We start from the raw sequence: 17,396 nt of genomic DNA, 5'->3' as shown, positions 1-17,396 counted from the left end.
TGCTGTGACATCACTGCTGGGACGCGACCAGCTCCCGGGCCTCCTGCTCGGTCGACACGGCCGGGTGCGAGCCCGGCAGCGGCTTCCCGGCGGTCTCCCGCAACGACAGCAGCACCACGGCGCCGACCACACCGGCGAACACCAGGTACACCGCGGGCCAGTAGGCCCAGCCCGTCCCGAGCACGACGGCCGTCATGATCAGCGACGTCGTCCCGGCGAAGGCCGACACGAAGATGTTGAACGAGATCGCCAGCCCGCCGTAGCGGATCTCGGTGGGGAACAGCGCCGGCAGCGTCGACGGGCAGGTCGCCGAGAAGAGGATCAGCAGCAGGCCCATCACGGCGAGGCCGATGCCGACCAGCGGCACCGAGCCGCTCTTGAGCACCAGGATCATCGGGAAGGCGAGCACGACCGTGCCGATCGATCCCACCCACAGGATCGGCTTCCGGCCGACGCGGTCGGAGAGCCGCCCCAGGAACGGGATGATGAGCACGGCCACCCAGAGCACCCCGATCTGGAGCCACTGCGACGTCGTGCTGTCGATCGCGGTGCCCCCGACCACCTCGACGTTGTCCTCGAGGTACGTCGGCATGTAGCTGGTGAGCATGTAGTTCGGGATGTTCCACGCCACGACGAGTCCGCCGGCGGCGAGCATCGCGGGCCAGTACTTCCCGAACAGCTCCTTGAGCCCGGCGCCGGCCTGTTGACCCTCGCGTTCCTCGGACTCCGAGAGCAGCGTCTGGAACGACGGGGTCTCCTCGAGCTTCACGCGCAGGTAGACACCGACGACGCCCAGCGGCAGGGCGATGAAGAACGGGATGCGCCAGGCCCAGGTGGACGCGAACTCGGGCGAGGACACCAGCGGGATGACCGTCGCGACGGTCGCGCCCAGTGCGTAGCCGATGAACGTCCCGCACTCGAGGAAGCTGCCGAAGAACCCGCGCCGCTTGTCCGGGGAGTACTCGGCGATGAACGTCATCGCGCCGGCGTACTCGCCGCCGGTGGAGAAGCCCTGCACGACGCGGCAGAGGACGAGCAGGATCGGCGCCCAGATCCCGATCGAGTCGTACGGCGGGATGAACCCGAGCAGGAACGTCCCGATCGCCATCATGATGACCGTGATCGACAGGACCTTGGTCCGCCCGATCCGATCGCCCAGCGGCCCGAAGAACAGCCCGCCGAGCGGCCGGACGAGGAACGACACCGCGAAGCCGGCGAACACCCCGACCTGCGCGAGCGTGGGGTTGTCGGGCGGGAAGAAGTTCTCCTCGATCGTCGTCGCCAGGTAGGCGTAGACGCCGAAATCGAACCATTCGGTGATGTTGCCGACCGCCGCCGCGCCGACGGCGCGCTTCATCGTGGCGTCGTCGGTGACGGTGATGTTCTCGGGGGTGTCGGGCACCCCGCCGCCCCCGCCGGGATCGGTCGTCGTCATGTGGTCTCCCCTCATGACGCGGAAGCTCCCGACGGCACGCCGGAGCGCCGTCGGAAACGTCCCGCGTCCTCCGGCCGGACCGTCGCCGGCCCGGCTGCCCCGACAGGGAACGCATTCTGTCCGATTTGACGGAAACAACCCCGAAGGTCGTTAACGTCCGTTTACTTCTCGTGGTCACCGGACACTACTGAATGGAGGTCGACCCCACACGGTGAAACGGTGCCGTCGCTGTGAGTGGGGTCATTCGCCGTGTCGCCGACGCCGTGGAACACACCCCGGGCCCGACGCGTCCTACAGAACGGGTGCAGACAGCGCCCGACGTTTCGCAAGCGTCCGCGGACCGCTCGGATCAACCGGATCCGGTCACCGGCCAGGACGCGTGCACGTGGTGAGGAGGAGCCGTCATGGCGGCAGTGTTCATCGGCATGATCGTGAGTGCGGGAGCGGGCGTCGGGGTGGCTTCGGCCCTCGCCCGGCACGCCCAGCGGAACTGGGGCCGTCGCTCCGTGGCCGCGGAGGCCTGAGCCGCTCCCCGATCACGCTCCGACGGGCCGTCCCGCACCGCGCGGGGCGGCCCGTTCGCGTGTCCGGGGCCTGCCAGCGCGCTCGGGACCTGTCAGCGCGGCCGGGGCCTGCCAGCGCGTCCGGGGTCTCAGCCGTCGGGACGCAGGTCGGCCTGCATGAGCACGGTGTCGGCCCACTGGCCGTTCTTGTAGCCCACCGACGGCATGCGGCCCACCTCGACGAACCCCAGCCGGCGGTGCAGCACGATGGACGGGGTGTCGTGCTGCGACCCGGCGAGCGCGGCGATCACCGCGACCACCTGGCGCACCTCGGTGCCCCGCAGACCGTCCAGCACCCCCGCCAGCAGGCGGGAGCCCACGCCCCGCCCGGAGGCCTCCGGCGCGATGTAGATCGAGTCCTCGACCGTGTAGCGGTAGGCCGCGTGCGGCCGGAACCGGGTGACGTGCGCGAAGCCCTCGACGGCGCCGTCGACCACGGCGACGAGGAACGGCAGCCCCGCGGACCGGGCCTCGGCGATGCGCTCGCGCCACATCTCGTCGGTCGGCGGGGTCTCGACGAACGTCGCGATCGAGTGCAGGACGTAGCCCGCGAAGATCGCACCCACCCGCTCGGCGTCTCCGGCCTCGGCCGGGCGCAGCGAGAGCGAGGTGGCGGTGCTGGGGGAGGAGCGGTCGGCGGCCACGGGGCGATTCTGGACCTCGACGCCCTCTCCTGTCCCGGGCCGTCCCGGTGGGGTCTGCCTACTCGACGCGGACGAGCGTGAACTCCCACTCGCCGGCGTCGTTGTGCCCGGTCCGCTCGTAGATCGCGTGCTGCTGGTTGCCGACGACGTCCGAGATCGTGCGCCGCACCCCGTGCTCGGAGCTCGGGAGCGGGATGCGCTGGACCAGCGGCGGCTGGTCTCCGGCCTCGTCCGGCTGCGTGATCTCCCCGACCCCCTGCAAGGGGCCGTTGACGTACCGGACCGCGAACTCCCTCATGTGCCCTCCCTGGCGCGTTCGGTGCACCCTACGACCCCGGCGCGCAATGGTCATCGTCGCCTCGCCCGGGGCGATTGCACCGATCGGTGTACTGCTCGGGCGGATTCGACCACGTAGCGTGGTTCTGTGCGGTCCGCTCTCCTCCTGCTCGGTGGTCTGGTCCTCCTCGGGGCCGGGATCGTCGTGCTCGCGACGGGCATGCCCGGCGCCCTCGTGGTCGGGCCCGCGCTCATCGTGGCCGGCGTCCTGGTCAAGATCGCGGGCTTCGTGCTCACCGGGGACACCCCGCCGTCCCCGTCGGGCCGCACGGTGACGACGCTCGGCACGGCGCCCGCGGAACGCAGCCGCACCGGGACGGCCTCGGGTCGCATCTCCGCGCTGCGCCGCGCCCGCTCCGCGCGCGCCGAGCGGGCCACGGCCCGCGCCACCGAGGCCGCCCGCACCGTGGCGCTCGACCCGTCGCAGGCGGCCCGCCGCGGGCGGGGACGGCGGGCATCCTGACCGCCTGGGAATACGCGACGCTGGAGATCTCGGCGGTCGGCCTCTCCGGGGCACGGGACGCCGAGGCCGAGTGGCAGATCTACGCCATCGGCCCGGCGGGCGAGCTGATCCTCGAGGAGTTCCGCCCGTACCGCGTGGCCTGGGCCCGGGTGTACGCCGAGCAGCTGAACCTGCTGGGGCGCCAGGGCTGGGAGGTCGTGGCCCTCGCCGGTCCGCAGAACGCGCTGGTGCCGAGCGTCCCCGGGGGTGCCGCCGCCAGCGCCTCCCACGTCGTCGAGACCCGGTTCGTGCTGCGGCGGCCCGCCGCGGGTCAGGACGGCTAGACCGGCCAGGTCTCCTGCCGCCAGGCCGCGTCCCAGAACATCCACTCGTACCGGCACGTGGTCACGAAGTGCTCCCGGACGCGTGCGCGCTCGGTGTCGGCGAGGGTCGGCCCGATCCGGTCGGTCAGCGCCAGCACGGCGTCGACGACGGCCTGGAACTCCTCGCCGCCGTACATCGCGATCCAGCGGGCGTAGAGCGGGTCGGGGGAGCCGGCCCCGAGCAGCGCCTCGCCGACCTTCGCGTAGACCCAGTAGCACGGGAGCACCGCGCCCAGGCCCTCGGCGAACGAGCCGCCGTGGCAGGTCGCGAGCAGGTAGCTGGTGTAGGCGGTGGTCGTGGGCGCGACCGGCTCGGCGGCCGCCTGCTCCGCGGTGAGTCCCAGCGCCCCGGCGAGCTCGGCGTGCATCTCCTGCTCGGCCGCGATCGCGCCGGCGGCGTGCGCGCTGAACATCACCGTGTCGTCCGCGGACGGGGCGCGCGCCGCGAGCAGCGCGAGGGCGCGGGCGTACCCGCGCAGGTAGTGCGCGTCCTGCACGACGAAGTGACGGAACGCCGCGTGCGGCAGGGTCCCGTCGGCCAGGCCGGTGAGGAAGGGGTGCGCGCGGACGTCGGCGTACACCCCGGCGCCCGCGTTCCAGAGCTCGTCGCTGAAGGCCACGGCGATCACCCTGTCACGGGCCGGGTGGGATCATCGGCAGGTGCTGGCGCGCCGGGTTCTGACCGAAGGGCACCTTCGCGCGGACAGGTCGGCGAGGGCCGCCCCTCGCCGGGACGCCGGGGCCCGCGTCGCGCGGCGAGGAGCACGTTCCGCATGATCGACAGGGCCCGGCTGCTGCCGAACGTGCCCCTCGCGCGGGCCGCGGGCCTCGCGCTGGGGGTGCTCGCCGACGCGGTGCTCGGCGATCCGCGCCGCGGTCACCCCGTCGCGGCGTTCGGCACCCTGGCCGGCGCGCTCGAGCGGCGCTGGTGGGCCGACCGGAAGGGCCCGGGCGTCGCGTACGCGGCGGTGCTCGTCGGCGGGGCGGTGGGCGTGGGGATGCTGCTCGAGCGGGCGACGGCCGGACGTCCGCTCGCGCGCACCCTCATGACCGCCGCGGCCACGTGGACGGTGCTCGGCGGCACGTCGCTGGCGGCCGAGGGGTCGGCGATGGCGGCCTCCCTGGGTGCCGGGGACGTCGCGGCGGGCCGGGAACGCCTGCCCCACCTGTGCGGCCGGGACCCGTCGGCCCTCGACGCCGACGGCCTCGCCCGCGCGGCGCTGGAGTCGGTCGCGGAGAACACCGCCGACGCCGTCGTCGCGCCGCTGGTGTGGGGCGCGCTCGCGGGCGTGCCGGGGCTGCTCGGGCACCGCGCGGTCAACACCCTCGACGCCATGGTCGGGCACCGCTCGGCGCGGTACGAGCGCTTCGGGTGGGCCTCGGCGCGCGCCGACGACGTCGCCGGCGTGGTGCCGGCGCGCGTGTCGGCGCTGGTCACGGCCGCCTGCGCCCCGTTCGTCGGCGGACGACCGGGTGACGCCGTCCGTGCCTGGCGCCGCGACGCCCCCGCGCACCCGAGCCCGAACGCCGGCCCGGTCGAGGCGTCGTTCGCGGGCGCGCTGGGGCTGCGCCTGGGCGGGCGCACCGTCTACCCCTACGGCGTCCAGGACCGCCCGGTGCTCGGCGACGGTCGCGCCCCCGCCGTCGCGGACCTGCCCCGGGCGGTGCGGCTGTCCCGTGTCGTCAGCGCGGCGACGGGGGCTCTGGCCGTGGTGCTCGTGTCAGCCTGGGGGCCACGCTGACGTCCACCATCAGGAAAGCCCCCATCTCACGCGCTCAGCGCCGTCCGTAGCGGTCGGCGAGCTTCTCCTCCGTGCTCGTCGCCCGGGCGTCCCACGGGGTGCCGTCGGCGGCGTCGCGGGGGTCCTGGTCGTCGGCGTCGCGGCGGGCGTGGGGCTCGAGGCCGTGGGCGCGGCGGTACTCGAGGCGCGCGAAGTAGATCCACGCGCCGATCGCCATCAGCCCGAAGATCAGCCACTGCCAGGCGTAGGAGTACGAGGGGTTCGGGTCGGGCTGGGGGAGGGGGACGGCGGTGAGGACGCCGGGGCCGTCGCTGAGCTGGACGTAGCCGGGGCTCGTCGGCACGTCGCCGACGGCCGCGATCGCCCCGGCGTTCGCGGAGTAGACCTGCCGGCGTCCGTCCGCGACGACCGCCGGCCGGTCCGGAAGGGGCTCGTCGCGGCGCAGGTACCCGGTGAGGGAGACCGCGCCGGCCGGGGCGGGTGGGATCGCGGCCAGGCCGCCCTGGTCCTCGGAGCGGACGTAGCCGCGGTCGACCAGCACGGTCTCGCCGGTCGTCGTGGTCAGCGGGGTCATGACCTCGACCGCCGGCTTGCCCTCGATGCTGCGCAGCCGGACGAGGACCTCGCCCTCCGGGCGGTAGGTACCGGTGAGCGTGACCCGGCGCCAGGCGACGTCGTCGGCGGGCTCGGTGCCGGGGGCGACGAGGTCGGTCCGCGGCACCGGCGCCGTCGCCACGGCCCGCGTGAGCGCGGCGTTGACCCCGTCGCGCTCGTCGCTGCGGTGGAACTGCCAGGGCGCGAGCAGGTAGGCGCAGGCGAAGGCGAACGCCGCCACGACGAGGGTCAGCGCGATCCATCCGGGTCGGAGCAGGAACCGCACGGGCTCAGGTTACGTGAGTGGATTTCGTGGCGATGACGACGAATATCGCTCACACATCCGGAGGGCCCGGGCGCCGTAGCCGCCGCCGAAGAGCACGGTGTGCACGAGCAGCGGGAAGAGCTGGTGCAGGCCGACGCGGTCGCGCCAGCCGTCCGCGAGCGGGGCCGCCTCGTCGTACGCGGCGAGCACCGTCTCCAGCTGCGGAGCGCCGAACAGCGCCAGCATCGCCAGGTCGGTCTCGCGGTGCCCGCCGTGCGCCGCGGGGTCGATCACCCACGCGCGGTCGCCGTCCCACAGCACGTTCCCGGTCCACAGGTCGCCGTGCAGCCGCGCCGGGGTCTCGGCCGGGCCGGCGACGTCGGGGAACGACGTGCACGCCCGTTCGACGAGGGCAACGTCGTCGGCGGAGAACGTGCCCTGGTCGCGGGCCTGCCGGGCGTAGGGCAGGACGCGGTGCTCGGCGTACCAGGACGGCCAGTCGTCGCCGGCCTCGTTGACCATCCGCGCCTCGCCGATCCACGCGTGCACCGGGCCGTCGGGCGGGGGCGACCCGAAGGCCGGGGCGCCCGCAGCGTGCAGGGCGGCCAGGTCGCGGCCGAAGCGCTCTGCGGTGCCGGCGTCGGCCCGCCCCGAGGGCACGCGCGTCGAGACCATCCGCCCCTCGGCGGTCCCTCGCACCTCGGGCACGGCCACGGCGCCCGGCTCGGCGAGCCAGCGCAGCCCGGCGGCCTCGGCCGCGATCGACGACGGCTCGCCGCTCTTGACCACCACCTCGGTGCCGTCGTCCAGCGTGGCCGTCTGGACGCCGCGACCGCTCCCGGCCAGCAGCGACTCCACCGACGTCACGGGCGGACCCGGTCGACCAGCCCGGGCATCGCGGCCTCGACCATCCCGATCACCTCGTCGAAGCCGTCGGGGCCGCCGTAGTAGGGGTCGGGCACCTCGGCGCCCTCGGGCGCGTCCGGGTCGAACGAGCGCAGCAGCACCACGCGCTCGGGCGCGGCGCCCGCGGCGACGAGGTCGCGCACGTGGTCGTCGGTCGCGGCGACGAGCAGGTCGGCGTCGAGCTGACGGCGGTCGACCTGCTGCGCCCGGTGCGCGGTGTCGTAGCCGCGACCCTCCAGCGTCGCGGCGGCGCGCCGGTCCATCGGCTCGCCGGCGTGCCACGACCCGATCCCGGCGCTCGAGACCTCGACGGCGTCGGTGAGCCCGGCGTCGGCGAGGCGGGCGCGGAAGACCTTCTCCGCGACGGGGGAGCGGCAGATGTTGCCCGAGCAGATGAAGACGACCGAGGAGCATCTCTCCGAAGGGTTCACGGCGTCGAGTCTGCCGGGCCGGCACACAGCGACCCGCGGTGCTGTGGTGGTGTCCCTGTGGGTGCGGGCGGGTACCACGCGCGATGCTCTCCGACGACCGGTCCGAGGGGCGCATCCTCTCCGCGCGCCGGGCACTGATCTCGGTGGCGGTCGGCCTCGTCGTCGGCGGCATCGTCGGGATCGCCGGGGCGCCGGAGCTGATCCCGCTGGTCGGCTGGACCGCGGCCACGACGGTCATCCTGACCTGGGTGTGGCGGATCAGTTGGCCGCAGGACGACCAGGGCACCAAACGGCTGGCCGAGATGGAGAGCCGACACCGATCCACGGATGCCGCGGTCCTGATCGGTGCGGTCGTCAGCCTCGGCGCCGTCGCTCAGGCCCTCACCCGCGCGAGCAGCAACCGGGACGCCGTCGCGGTCACCCTGGTCATCCTGAGCGTGATCGCCGTGGTCCTCGCCTGGGCCCTGGTGAACACGGTCTTCGCGCTGAAGTACGCGCGGATCTACTACAAGGACGAGACCGACGCCGACGGCGGCATCGACTTCAAGCAGCGTCGGCCCCCGACCTACGGCGACTTCGCCTACCTGGCGTTCACCGTGGGGATGTCCTTCGCCGTCCCGGAGACCGAACCCACCACGACCGCTGCGCGGAAGGTCACCCTCGGGCACGCCCTCCTCTCCTATGCCTTCGGCACCGGAGTCCTGGCCGTGGCCGTCAACCTGGTGACCAACCTGGGGCAGTGACGTCGGGGGGACGGCGCCGGGCCGACGGGCACGGCGGTCACGCTCTGCTCGCACATCACTAGGCTGATCGGGCGATCTTCCCCGATCGTGCTACGGCGCGTCATAGATTGAGCGCCCGCGGGCGGGGGCGCCTGCACGGTCGAGGGGGATCGACGTGGGGGACGACGGACGCCCGGCACAGGACGAGGCGGTCCAGGACGAGCAGGCACAGGACGAGCAGGCACAGGACGAGCAGGTGCCGGTGTCGGATCCGGACGTCCTGCACCGGGTGCTCGCCCGGCTCGACGACCTCGGTCGCCGGCTGGGCGCCGAGCAGGAGCGGGCACGGGCTCGCGAGGAGGTCATCGCCCACCAGCGGGCCGAGCTCGACGCGCTGCGCGACGAACGCCGCGGGCGGCACCTGCGGCCCCTCGTCGTCGGGCTGGCGAAGCTCCGCGCCGAGCTGCTTGAGGACGCCGCCGCCGATACGTCCTCGACCCGACACCGCGACACCCTCACCTACTACGCCGACAGCGTGGCCTCCGTGCTCGAGGGCTGCGGCTGCGAGCCCGTGACGGTCGCCGTCGGCGACGTCTTCGACGCGTCCGCGCACCGCGTGCGCCGCCCCGTCGCCACCGGCCCCGAGTCGCACGGCCGGGTCGTCGCCGTGCTCTCCGAGGGGTGGCTCGAGCGCGACTCGGGCCGCGTCCTCGCCCCCGCCGGGGTGGCCGTCGGCCGCCACGAGCCCGCCGAGGACACGCAGCCCGCCGAGACCACGCAGGACCAGGAGGTGGCGCACCATGCCTGACCGCGGACGCAGGGTCTACGGGATCGACCTCGGCACGACGTACTCGGCGGTCGGCTTCGTCGACGAGACGGGGCGGGCGTCGATCGCCCGCAACGGCGAGGGGGAGGAGACGACGCCGTCGGTCGTCTACCTGGAGAGCCCGACGAACGTCGTCGTGGGCACGCAGGCCAAGGCGATCGCCAAGATCGAGCCGGACCACGTCGTCAGCCTCGTGAAGCGCCAGATGGGGACGTCGGCGCTCTACGCGTTCCACGGCCAGGAGCACACGCCGGAGTCGCTCTCGGCGCTGATCCTCAAGCACCTCGCGGCCGGGGCGGAGGTCGACGACGAGGTGCGCGACGTCGTCATCACCGTGCCCGCCTACTTCGGGATGCGGGAGCGCGACGCGACGCGCAAGGCCGGCGAGATCGCGGGCCTCGCGGTCCTCGGGATCGTGCCCGAGCCGGTCGCGGCGGCCGTGCACTACGAGACCAGCCAGGGCGCGGTCGGGCGCACGGTGCTGGTCTACGACCTCGGTGGCGGCACCTTCGACACCTCGGTCATCCGCATCGACGACAACGCCGTCGACGTGGTGTGCACCGACGGCGACAAGGACCTCGGCGGCGCGGACTGGGACGCCCGGCTCGCCGAGCACCTCATGACCCGCTTCGTCGAGGAGGCCGCGCCCGACGAGGACCCGCGTGAGAGCGAGGACCTCGTGCAGGAGGTGGCGCTGCTCGCCGAGTCGGTGAAGAAGCAGCTCTCGAAGCACGAGTCGCGGCCGGTCAACCTCAAGCTCGCGGGCGCGGCCGCCCGCTTCGACGTCAGCCGCACGGAGTTCGAGGCGATGACCGAGGACCTCCTCGACACCACCGTCGCCATCCTGCGCCGCACCCTCGACACCCTCGAGGACAAGAGCCCGGGCACGACGATCGACGAGGTGCTGCTCGTCGGCGGCTCCACCCGCATGCCCGCGGTCGCGGAGCGGCTGGCCGCGGAGTTCGGCTGGACGCCCCGGCTCTTCGAGCCGGACCTCGCCGTGGCCAAGGGGGCCGCGATCTGGGCGCTCTCCCGACGGGTGGTGCAGGAGACCGCGCGGGCCCGCGACGCCGCGCCCACCCCGGAGGCCGGCGACGAGAGGGCCCGCGAGGCGCTGTCGGCCATCGCCGCCGCGACGGGGATGAGCGAGGCCGACCTGGGCCGCCTCTCGGCGAAGTCCACCCGCAACGTGCTCTCGAAGGCCTTCGGGGTGCAGCTGGTCGACGGTCCGCGCCCCGACGACCGCGTCTACGTGCACCACCTCGTCGCCGCCAACGACCCGCTGCCCACCGGCGACCGGACCCTCGAGGCGTTCACGGTCGTCGCCGGCCAGCGCAGCGTGGACATCGCCCTCTACGAGCAGGCCGGGACGGTGGCCAGCGAGGAGATGGAGGACAACGTCGCGGTCTCGGACGGCGCCGGCCGGATCGAGGGCATCCCGCCGGGACCCGCCGGGGCGCCGGTGGACATCGTGCTCGGCATCGACGAGCAGGGCCTGCTGCGGCTGCGCGCGACGCACCGTTCCTCGGGGCGGGGCCTCGACATCGCGGTGACCATCGGCGCGCTGAGCCCTGAGGAGGTCGAGCGCGCGACCCGGGTGGTCCACGGACTGATGGTCACGGGCTGATGGCCCTCGACCAGAAGCAGGCCCTCGACCAGAAGCGCTACGAGGAGGAGGTGGTCCGGCCCCTGCGCGGGCGGACCGCACAGCTCCCGGACGACCTGCCGACCCGCTACGCCCTCGACGCCCGGATGACCGCGCCGGAGATCGAGAAGCGGCTGCGGGAGGTCCGCGCCTACTGGACGAACAAGGCCCGCAGCGCGAGCCACGTCGGGCAGGTCTGCCAGGCGTTCCTGCGGGCCGACGAGCGCCTGCGCGCCGAGCACGGCGACCAGCTCGCCGACCCGGCCTTCTGGCGCCGGCGCCGCCGCGACGGCGACCGGGCGCGCCGCCGGGCCACCGACCAGCTCGCGGCCGAGCTGTCGGGCTTCTACGGCGACCTCGGCCTGCTCACCCGCGAGCAGCTCGCCGCAGCGGCGGGCGCCCACGCGGACCTGGAGGCCGACCAGGCCGAGCAGGCCGCGTCCGCCGCGGGCCTCGAGGTGGTCGCGGCGCGGGAGCTGCCCGGGGTGACCGGGGCGAGCGGGGTGTCCCGCGACGCGGTGCGGACGCTCACCGACGGGCTCGCCGCCGCCGGCACGCCGTCCGTCCCGGCGCTGCTGCACCCCGAGGCCGGCGCGTTCACGCTGCTCGACGCCTTCTCCGCCACGCCCGCCGCGCCGGGCGGTCTGGGTCTCGCCGCCGTCGAGGCCCGGATCGAGGCCGTCTCCCGCGGCCGCGACAGCGCGACGAGCGGGCCGGCCAAGCACGTCCTCGGACGCCTGCGGACCGCCGCCGTCCAGGGCGTCGACCTCCGCACCCTGTCCCTCGTGCTGCTCCTGGAGCCGGTGCGCGCGCAGCGGGCGGCCGGGGCCGTGCCCTCCGGGCTCGTCCGGCGCCTGGAGGCCGGGCGGCTCGCGCCCCGCGAGGCCCGCCGGATCGTGGTGCACCTGCTCGCCGAGACCACCGCCGTCGTGCCCACCGACCCGCTCACCGAGCTCCGGACGCTGCTCGCGGAAGGCCGTCCGGTCGCGGCGGCGCGCCTGCTCGCCGTGCTGGACGACGAGGCCGCCGTCGAGGCGCGCCGCCTGCTCGCGGCACGGACCCGCGAGGTCGAGGCGCTGCGTGACGAGGCGTCCGCGGCGCTGGGCGAGGGCCGCCCGGACCTCGCCGAGCAGAGGCTGCGCGCGGCGCTGGCGGTCGCCGCCGACCGGGAGGATCTGGCCGAGGAGCTCGCGCACGTCCCGCTCGCCCCGGTCACCCGCGTGGAGGTCGTCCCCGACGGGGCCGGCGTGCGGATCGCCTGGACCGCGCCGCCGAGCCACGCCGACGACGCGGTGTACCGGGTCGTGCGGCGCACCGACCGCGCCCCCCGCGACGCCGACGACGGGACGGTCGTCGCCGACGTCGCCGGCGCCCGCTTCACCACCGACCCGGCGCCGCCGGTGGGCCGCCCCGTGCACTACGCGGTGCTCGCCGGCCGGGCCGCCGGCGCGGCCCGGTCGTCGGCGGTCGCCGCGAGCGTCACCGTGGTCCCGCCTGTCGCCGACGTCGAGATCGTCGGCGAGCCGGGGGCGGTCGTCGGGCGCTGGCGGGCGCACCCGGACGCGGTGGCCGTCCGGGTGCGACGGCAGGCCGGGGCCGACAGCCCCGACGTCGCCGAGATGACCGCGACCCTGCGCGGCTTCACCGACACCACGGCGGTCGAGGGCGTCGAGTACCACTACGAGATCGCCGCGGTGTACGCCGAGCAGGGCCGCGAGCTCGTCGCCGAGCCGCAGGCCGGGCACGGGGGCGTCCGCGCGGACTCGGCGCCGGTCACCGCCCTCGAGGTCGCGCCGGAGCAGGACGGCACCGAGGTCCGGCTGCGGGTGAGCTGGCGGACCCCGCGCGGGGCCGACGTCGAGATCCGCGTCGCCCGCACCCCGCCGCCCGGGGAGGTCGGCGCGCTGCTCACCGCGCGCGTGGTGGAGGCCTGGGGCACCGAGATCCCCGGTGTGCCCCGCACCCGTGACGGCTGGGACACCCTGCTCGCGGACGTGCCGCCGGGCCGGGTGCACGTCGCCGCGTTCACGCGGGCGCCGGCCGGCCGGGTGCGCGGCCGGGACGTCGGCCACGACCTCGTCCCCGCGCCGACGCAGCTGCGCGCCCAGCGCCGCGGGGAGGACGTCGTGCTGTCCTGGGTGTGGCCCACCGGGGTCGCCGTCTCGGAGATCGGGTGGTCCGGCGGCGGCGACCGGACGACGCGGGCGCGCTACCGCGACACCGGCGGGTTCCACCTGCCCGCCGGCGTCACCGGTGCCGTCGAGGTGCGCGCCGTCGTCGGCGCCGGCCCCGACCGCAGCGAGTCGGCACCGGTCGCCGTGCGGGTCGAGGCGCCGGCCCGGCCCGTGCGCTACACCGTCGCGCAGCAGGGCTCGCGGTTGCGCGGCACCCGCGAGTGCGTCGTCTCGGTGCCGCCGGGCCAGGGCAGCGGGAGCGTCGACGTCGTCCTCGTGGCCAGCGAGGGCCGCGTCATGCCGCTGACGCCGGGTGCCGGGGTGGAGCTCGTGCGCCACCGCGTCGAGCTCTCCTCGACGCAACCGACGGTCTTCTCCGCGCCGCTGCCCCGGATGCGGCGCCCGTACTGGCTGCGGTGCTTCTCCTGCGGGGACGAGGTCGCCCTCGTCGACCCGCCCGTGTCAGCGCTCAAGGTGTCGTGATGGCCGGGGTCCCGTGTCCGTACTGCTACCACCGGATCGACGCCTGGGCCCTCGCCTTCCAGTGCACCGGGGTCGGGGCGCCGGGCGTCGAGGGGTGCCGCCGCGCGCCCGATCCCGAGCGCGCCCGGCACACCGGCTTCGTCGGCGACGTCCACCCGACGTTCGTGCCGACACGGTCCCTGCGCTCCGCGACGCAGGCGGAGTGCCCGCACTGCCACGGCCGCACCGGGGTGCGCGCGTGCCCGGTGTGCCACACCCCGCTGCCCACGACGTTCGTCGGCAGCCGCAGCCCGCTGGTGGGCATGGTCGGCGGCAAGGGCGCGGGCAAGACCGTCTACCTCACGGTGCTGAACCACCAGCTGCGCACGGTCGTCCGCCGCCGCTTCGACGCCGACGTGCGCCTCGTCGGCGACCGGCAGGGCGGCGAGACGAGCACCGAGGAGTACCTCGCGCGCTACCAGCGGGCGCTCTTCGAGGACGGCGAGCTGTTCGAGAGCACCCCCGCGGCGCAGGAGAGCCGCAAGGAGCCGCTGGTGGTCGAGTGGCGCTCGCCGCGCCGCGGCCTGCTCGGGCGGACCTCGCTGCGCACGACGATCCTGTCCTTCTACGACACCGCGGGCGAGGACCTGACCTCCCAGGAGTCGGTGCACACCCAGGCCTACCTCGGCTCCGCCGACGGCATGATCGTCCTGCTCGACCCCTGGCACCTGCCCGGCGTGCGGGACCGCCTCGACGTCCCCGACGCCGCCGTCACGGGGGCGGACGGCCCGCTCGACGTGCTGATGCGGGTGACCGAGCTGCTGCGCGCCACCGGCGGGGTCAAGGCCCACCGGGCGGTGACGACACCGATCGCGGTCGCCTTCGCGAAGATGGACGCGCTCTTCCCGATCCTCGGCACGTCCGACCCGATCTTCGCGCCCATCCGGCCCGGCGCGGGGTACGACGACGAGGCCGGCGAGGCGGTCCACGAGTACGTCGGCTCGCTGCTGCACCGCTTCGACGCCGACGACGTCGACGCCCACCTGCGGCTGAACTACCGGACCTTCCGCTACTTCGCCGTCTCGGCGCTCGGCGCGCCGCCGGACTACAAGGTCAAGCAGGTCGACCCCGGCGGCGTGCAGCCGTTCCGCGTCGAGGAGCCGTTGCTCTGGCTCCTGCACCGCCTCGGCGTCGTCGAGCGGAGCCGGCCGTGAGCGGGCGCGAGCCGGCGGCGTTCGCGTCGCTGTACTACACCGACTGCCTGCCGGGGCAGGGCCTCGGCGGCGGTGCGGGGTTCGGGTTCCAGGCCCGCTCGGAGGGCGCGGGGGAGGACGAGCAGCGGCTGGTCCAGCGCGGTGCGCTCTACGAGGTGCCCGTCCGCTGGATGCGCGACCGCCGCCCCGTCGCCGACTTCCCGCCCTCGCTGGCCCACCTCCACGACGGGGCCGGCAACGACGGGGCCGGCAACGACGAGGTCGGCCGCGACGGGACCGGCCGCGACGGGACCGGCCGCGCCCGGACCTACGTGACGGCCGGGGGCCGCTACCTCGGCCGGGAGGCCAACGGGTACCGGGACGGCAACCAGTTCACCCACGCCGTCGTCACCCGCGAGGCCGGGTCGTACGGCCTCGTCCGGCCCGCCCAGCTCTGGGGCGCGTCGTGGTGGGTGTCGACGCCGGCGCCGACGACGTCGTGCGCGCCCGTCGCGGCCCACCCGGAGCCCGGGCCGTGGGACACCGAGACCGTCCGCGAGCGGATCGCCGCCGCCCGCGACGGCCGGGAGCGGCTCCTCGCCCTCGTGACCGCCCTCGGCGCCCTGCAGGGAGGCGCGGACCGGCGTCGGGTCCTGCTCATCGCCGACCGCGGCGACGACGCGGCCTGCTGGCTCGCGGCGGCCACGCTGCTCCTGGACCGCGAGCGCGCCCTCGCGATCAGCTTCAAGATCTTCGCCACCGACCCGGACCGGAGCCCGCACGACGTCGTCGTCGCCCACCCCGACTGGGCCGGGCCGTACCGGCGCCAGGACGGCTACCTCGTCCTCGACCTCCTCGAGCACGCGCCGCCGGAGATCGCGCCGCCGGAGATCGCGCCGCCGGAGATCGCGCCGCCGGAGATCGTGCCGCCGGAGATCGTGCCGTCCGCGGAGGCCCTGTTCTGGGTACCGCTGTTCCTGGGTGCCGACGACCCGCTCGACGTCGTCGACGCGGTCGAGGTCGCCGGCCAGCTGGCCCGCGAGGGCCACCCCGACGGGCGCGCCGTCCCGGGGGAGGTCGAGCGGGAGGCGGCGGCGCTCACGGTGGGGCTGCCCCTCGGCGTCGACCCCGGCGCCGCGGTCCGGATCGCGGGCTGGCTGCGGACGGCGGGACCCGGGGCGGTCGACGTCCTCGGGGCGCCGCTGGTCGCGACGCTCGTCGCCCAGACCCACGACCACACCGCGCTCCTCGACCTCGACGAGGTCGCCGCGATCCGGGCGGCCGCGCCCGGCGCCGCCGAGCTCGGCTGGGACACGGTCGCGGAGGCCGCGCGCCGTCGTCTCTTCGACCGCGAGGCCGACCTCGCCGCGGACGGCGGGCCGGTGCCCGACACGCCGCTGCGGCCGGTGGCGGGGGAGCCGGCGGCAGCCGCAGACGTAGGCGCGCTCGAGCGCGTGGCGCAACGGGCCGACCCGGCCGCGGCCCTGCGCCTGGCCCACCGGCACGCGCTGCCCGTCCCGGACGGCGTGGCCCGGCGGTTCGTGGACTGGTGGGCCCACCACCCCGACGCCGACGTCGACCCGGACGGATGGGCCCTCGGCCCCACGGTGGTCACCGACCTGCACCGCGAGCTCGAGCGCCGTCTCGGCGAGCCGGACCTCCGCGAGCGGACCGCCGCCGACGTCGGGCGCCGTTGGTGGCGCCGTCCGGAGCCGCTGGCCGGGCGCATCCCGGTGCTCGGCGCGGTCGGGCGCCTGGACCTCGCGGTGGCCCTGGCCGCCCTCGCCGCCGGGGGCGAGCCCGCCCGGGCGGCGCTCACCGGGCTGGCCGCCGCGGTGGTGCCGGGGCCGAACGGGCGCTGGGTGTCGACGTGGGAGCGCCTCCTGGGGCGCGACCCGGTCGACAACGCCGCCGTGCGCCGATTCCTCGAGGCGACCCCGCCGCAGGCACACGACCGGGCGCTCGCGGTGGTCGCCTACCACTCCTTGACCCGCGCGCCCGCCGTCGACGAGGACGCGCGGGCCGCCCTCGACGTCCTCGAGAAGGCGGGGCTGCCGCCCCGGGCCCTGGGCCACCAGGACTGGCCGCCCGCGGACGCCTCGGTGACCGAGGTGGTCGAGCGCCTCGAGCAGGGTGCGCGTCTCGACGAGGCCGGCGATCTCGGCCTGCTCCTGGCGAAGGCCGCCCGTCCCACCCGCGCCGACCGCAACCGGCTGGTGCGCGCCCTGCGCGGGGCCGGCCCGTCCGTCGGCGGGCGGGTGCTGGTCGCGACCGGCCCGTCCACGCTGCGGGACACGATGCTCACCCAGCTCTACGCGTGGGCCGGAGGCGACCCCGACCACGCCCCGGACCCCCGGAGCACGGCGGTCCTCTTCGTGTTCGCGACGAAGGAGACCGCCGTCCGTGCCCGCGTCGGCCACGGGCACCTCACGAAGCTCGACGCGCTCCGCTCGGGGCTCGACGCGGACGTCACCCGCGCCGTCACCGATCTGCTCGCCGACGACCGGGAGCGGGCGGCCGACGACGGCGTCCTGGAACTGTGGCGGCTGCGCCGGAAGCCCGCCTCGTCGCTCGCCGCGCACAGCGGCGCGTCCTGGCGCGACCGGTTCGGCCGGCGGAAGAAGGGCTGAGCC

The 17,396-nt window shown here is 75.5% G+C and carries 16 protein-coding genes; 9 read left to right on the top strand and 7 right to left on the bottom strand.

Translation table 11 applies throughout. The features are described 5' to 3' along the window. Nucleotides 1–10: 10 nt before the first annotated feature. The 3 genes from PH191_RS14620 to PH191_RS14610 form a co-directional block, all read right to left on the bottom strand. Nucleotides 11–1,435 carry an MFS transporter gene (locus tag PH191_RS14620; RefSeq protein WP_274195353.1) on the bottom strand — a complete coding sequence of 475 codons (1,425 nt, stop codon included), beginning with the start codon at nucleotides 1,433–1,435 and terminating at the stop codon, nucleotides 11–13. Nucleotides 1,436–2,087: 652 nt separating this feature from the next. Next, a complete protein-coding gene (locus PH191_RS14615) occupies nucleotides 2,088–2,642 on the bottom strand; it encodes a GNAT family N-acetyltransferase (protein ID WP_274195352.1) in 555 nt (184 codons plus the stop codon). Between the two features lie 58 nt (nucleotides 2,643–2,700). Next, nucleotides 2,701–2,940, bottom strand: a complete 240-nt coding sequence (locus PH191_RS14610; RefSeq protein ID WP_274190297.1) for a hypothetical protein — start codon at nucleotides 2,938–2,940, stop codon at nucleotides 2,701–2,703. Nucleotides 2,941–3,066: 126 nt separating this feature from the next. On the opposite strand from PH191_RS14610, the gene PH191_RS14605 reads away from it, so the two are divergent. Continuing rightward, complete coding sequence (locus tag PH191_RS14605; RefSeq protein WP_274195351.1) at nucleotides 3,067–3,441, top strand: hypothetical protein; 375 nt, start codon at nucleotides 3,067–3,069, stop codon at nucleotides 3,439–3,441. A 149-nt stretch (nucleotides 3,442–3,590) separates the two neighbouring features. Continuing rightward, entirely contained in the window at nucleotides 3,591–3,764 is a 174-nt protein-coding gene (locus PH191_RS14600) for a hypothetical protein (protein WP_274195350.1), read from the top strand. Here PH191_RS14600 and tenA read toward each other — a convergent pair. Beyond that, on the bottom strand, nucleotides 3,761–4,423 hold the full coding sequence (gene tenA, locus PH191_RS14595) for a thiaminase II (protein WP_274195349.1): 663 nt from the start codon (nucleotides 4,421–4,423) through the stop codon (nucleotides 3,761–3,763). The genes PH191_RS14600 and tenA overlap by 4 nt on opposite strands. Before the next feature lie 153 nt (nucleotides 4,424–4,576). On the opposite strand from tenA, the gene PH191_RS14590 reads away from it, so the two are divergent. Continuing rightward, entirely contained in the window at nucleotides 4,577–5,545 is a 969-nt protein-coding gene (locus PH191_RS14590) for a cobalamin biosynthesis protein (protein ID WP_274195348.1), read from the top strand. 34 nt (nucleotides 5,546–5,579) lie between these two features. Here PH191_RS14590 and PH191_RS14585 read toward each other — a convergent pair whose 3' ends face one another. From PH191_RS14585 to PH191_RS14575, 3 genes are read right to left on the bottom strand one after another with little or no spacing between them, the layout of a single operon-like run. Beyond that, on the bottom strand, nucleotides 5,580–6,425 hold the full coding sequence (locus PH191_RS14585) for an SURF1 family cytochrome oxidase biogenesis protein (RefSeq protein ID WP_274195347.1): 846 nt from the start codon (nucleotides 6,423–6,425) through the stop codon (nucleotides 5,580–5,582). A 9-nt stretch (nucleotides 6,426–6,434) separates the two neighbouring features. Beyond that, the gene (locus tag PH191_RS14580) at nucleotides 6,435–7,271 is read right to left on the bottom strand and encodes a fructosamine kinase family protein (protein WP_274195346.1); all 837 of its coding nucleotides are present in this window, start codon (nucleotides 7,269–7,271) and stop codon (nucleotides 6,435–6,437) included. Further along, nucleotides 7,268–7,741, bottom strand: a complete 474-nt coding sequence (locus PH191_RS14575) for a low molecular weight protein-tyrosine-phosphatase (RefSeq protein WP_274195345.1) — start codon at nucleotides 7,739–7,741, stop codon at nucleotides 7,268–7,270. The genes PH191_RS14580 and PH191_RS14575 overlap by 4 nt, the downstream gene beginning before the upstream one ends. Nucleotides 7,742–7,824: 83 nt before the next feature. Here PH191_RS14575 and PH191_RS14570 point away from each other — a divergent pair, with 83 nt between their 5' ends. The 6 genes from PH191_RS14570 (at nucleotide 7,825) to PH191_RS14545 (ending at nucleotide 17,393) form a co-directional block, all read left to right on the top strand. Next, on the top strand, nucleotides 7,825–8,484 hold the full coding sequence (locus PH191_RS14570) for a DUF1345 domain-containing protein (protein ID WP_274195344.1): 660 nt from the start codon (nucleotides 7,825–7,827) through the stop codon (nucleotides 8,482–8,484). A 154-nt stretch (nucleotides 8,485–8,638) separates the two neighbouring features. After that, nucleotides 8,639–9,271 (top strand): hypothetical protein, encoded by a 633-nt coding sequence (locus tag PH191_RS14565; RefSeq protein ID WP_274195343.1) that lies wholly within the window; start codon nucleotides 8,639–8,641, stop codon nucleotides 9,269–9,271. Continuing rightward, nucleotides 9,264–10,916 carry an Hsp70 family protein gene (locus tag PH191_RS14560; RefSeq protein ID WP_274195342.1) on the top strand — a complete coding sequence of 551 codons (1,653 nt, stop codon included), beginning with the start codon at nucleotides 9,264–9,266 and terminating at the stop codon, nucleotides 10,914–10,916. Before PH191_RS14565 ends, PH191_RS14560 begins: the two co-directional genes overlap by 8 nt. After that, a complete protein-coding gene (locus PH191_RS14555) occupies nucleotides 10,916–13,591 on the top strand; it encodes a SaeA-related protein (protein ID WP_274195341.1) in 2,676 nt (891 codons plus the stop codon). Before PH191_RS14560 ends, PH191_RS14555 begins: the two co-directional genes overlap by 1 nt. After that, entirely contained in the window at nucleotides 13,591–14,784 is a 1,194-nt protein-coding gene (locus PH191_RS14550; RefSeq protein WP_274195340.1) for a zinc ribbon domain-containing protein, read from the top strand. The genes PH191_RS14555 and PH191_RS14550 overlap by 1 nt, the downstream gene beginning before the upstream one ends. Beyond that, nucleotides 14,781–17,393 carry a GAP1-N2 domain-containing protein gene (locus PH191_RS14545; protein WP_274195339.1) on the top strand — a complete coding sequence of 871 codons (2,613 nt, stop codon included), beginning with the start codon at nucleotides 14,781–14,783 and terminating at the stop codon, nucleotides 17,391–17,393. Before PH191_RS14550 ends, PH191_RS14545 begins: the two co-directional genes overlap by 4 nt. Nucleotides 17,394–17,396 lie beyond the last annotated feature (3 nt).

Origin of the sequence: Actinomycetospora callitridis (genome assembly GCF_028737265.1) — a bacterium.
Lineage (GTDB): Bacteria > Actinomycetota > Actinomycetes > Mycobacteriales > Pseudonocardiaceae > Actinomycetospora > Actinomycetospora callitridis.
Note: the sequence above shows the minus strand (reverse complement) of the source record. Positions and strands in the feature narration are given on the sequence as shown.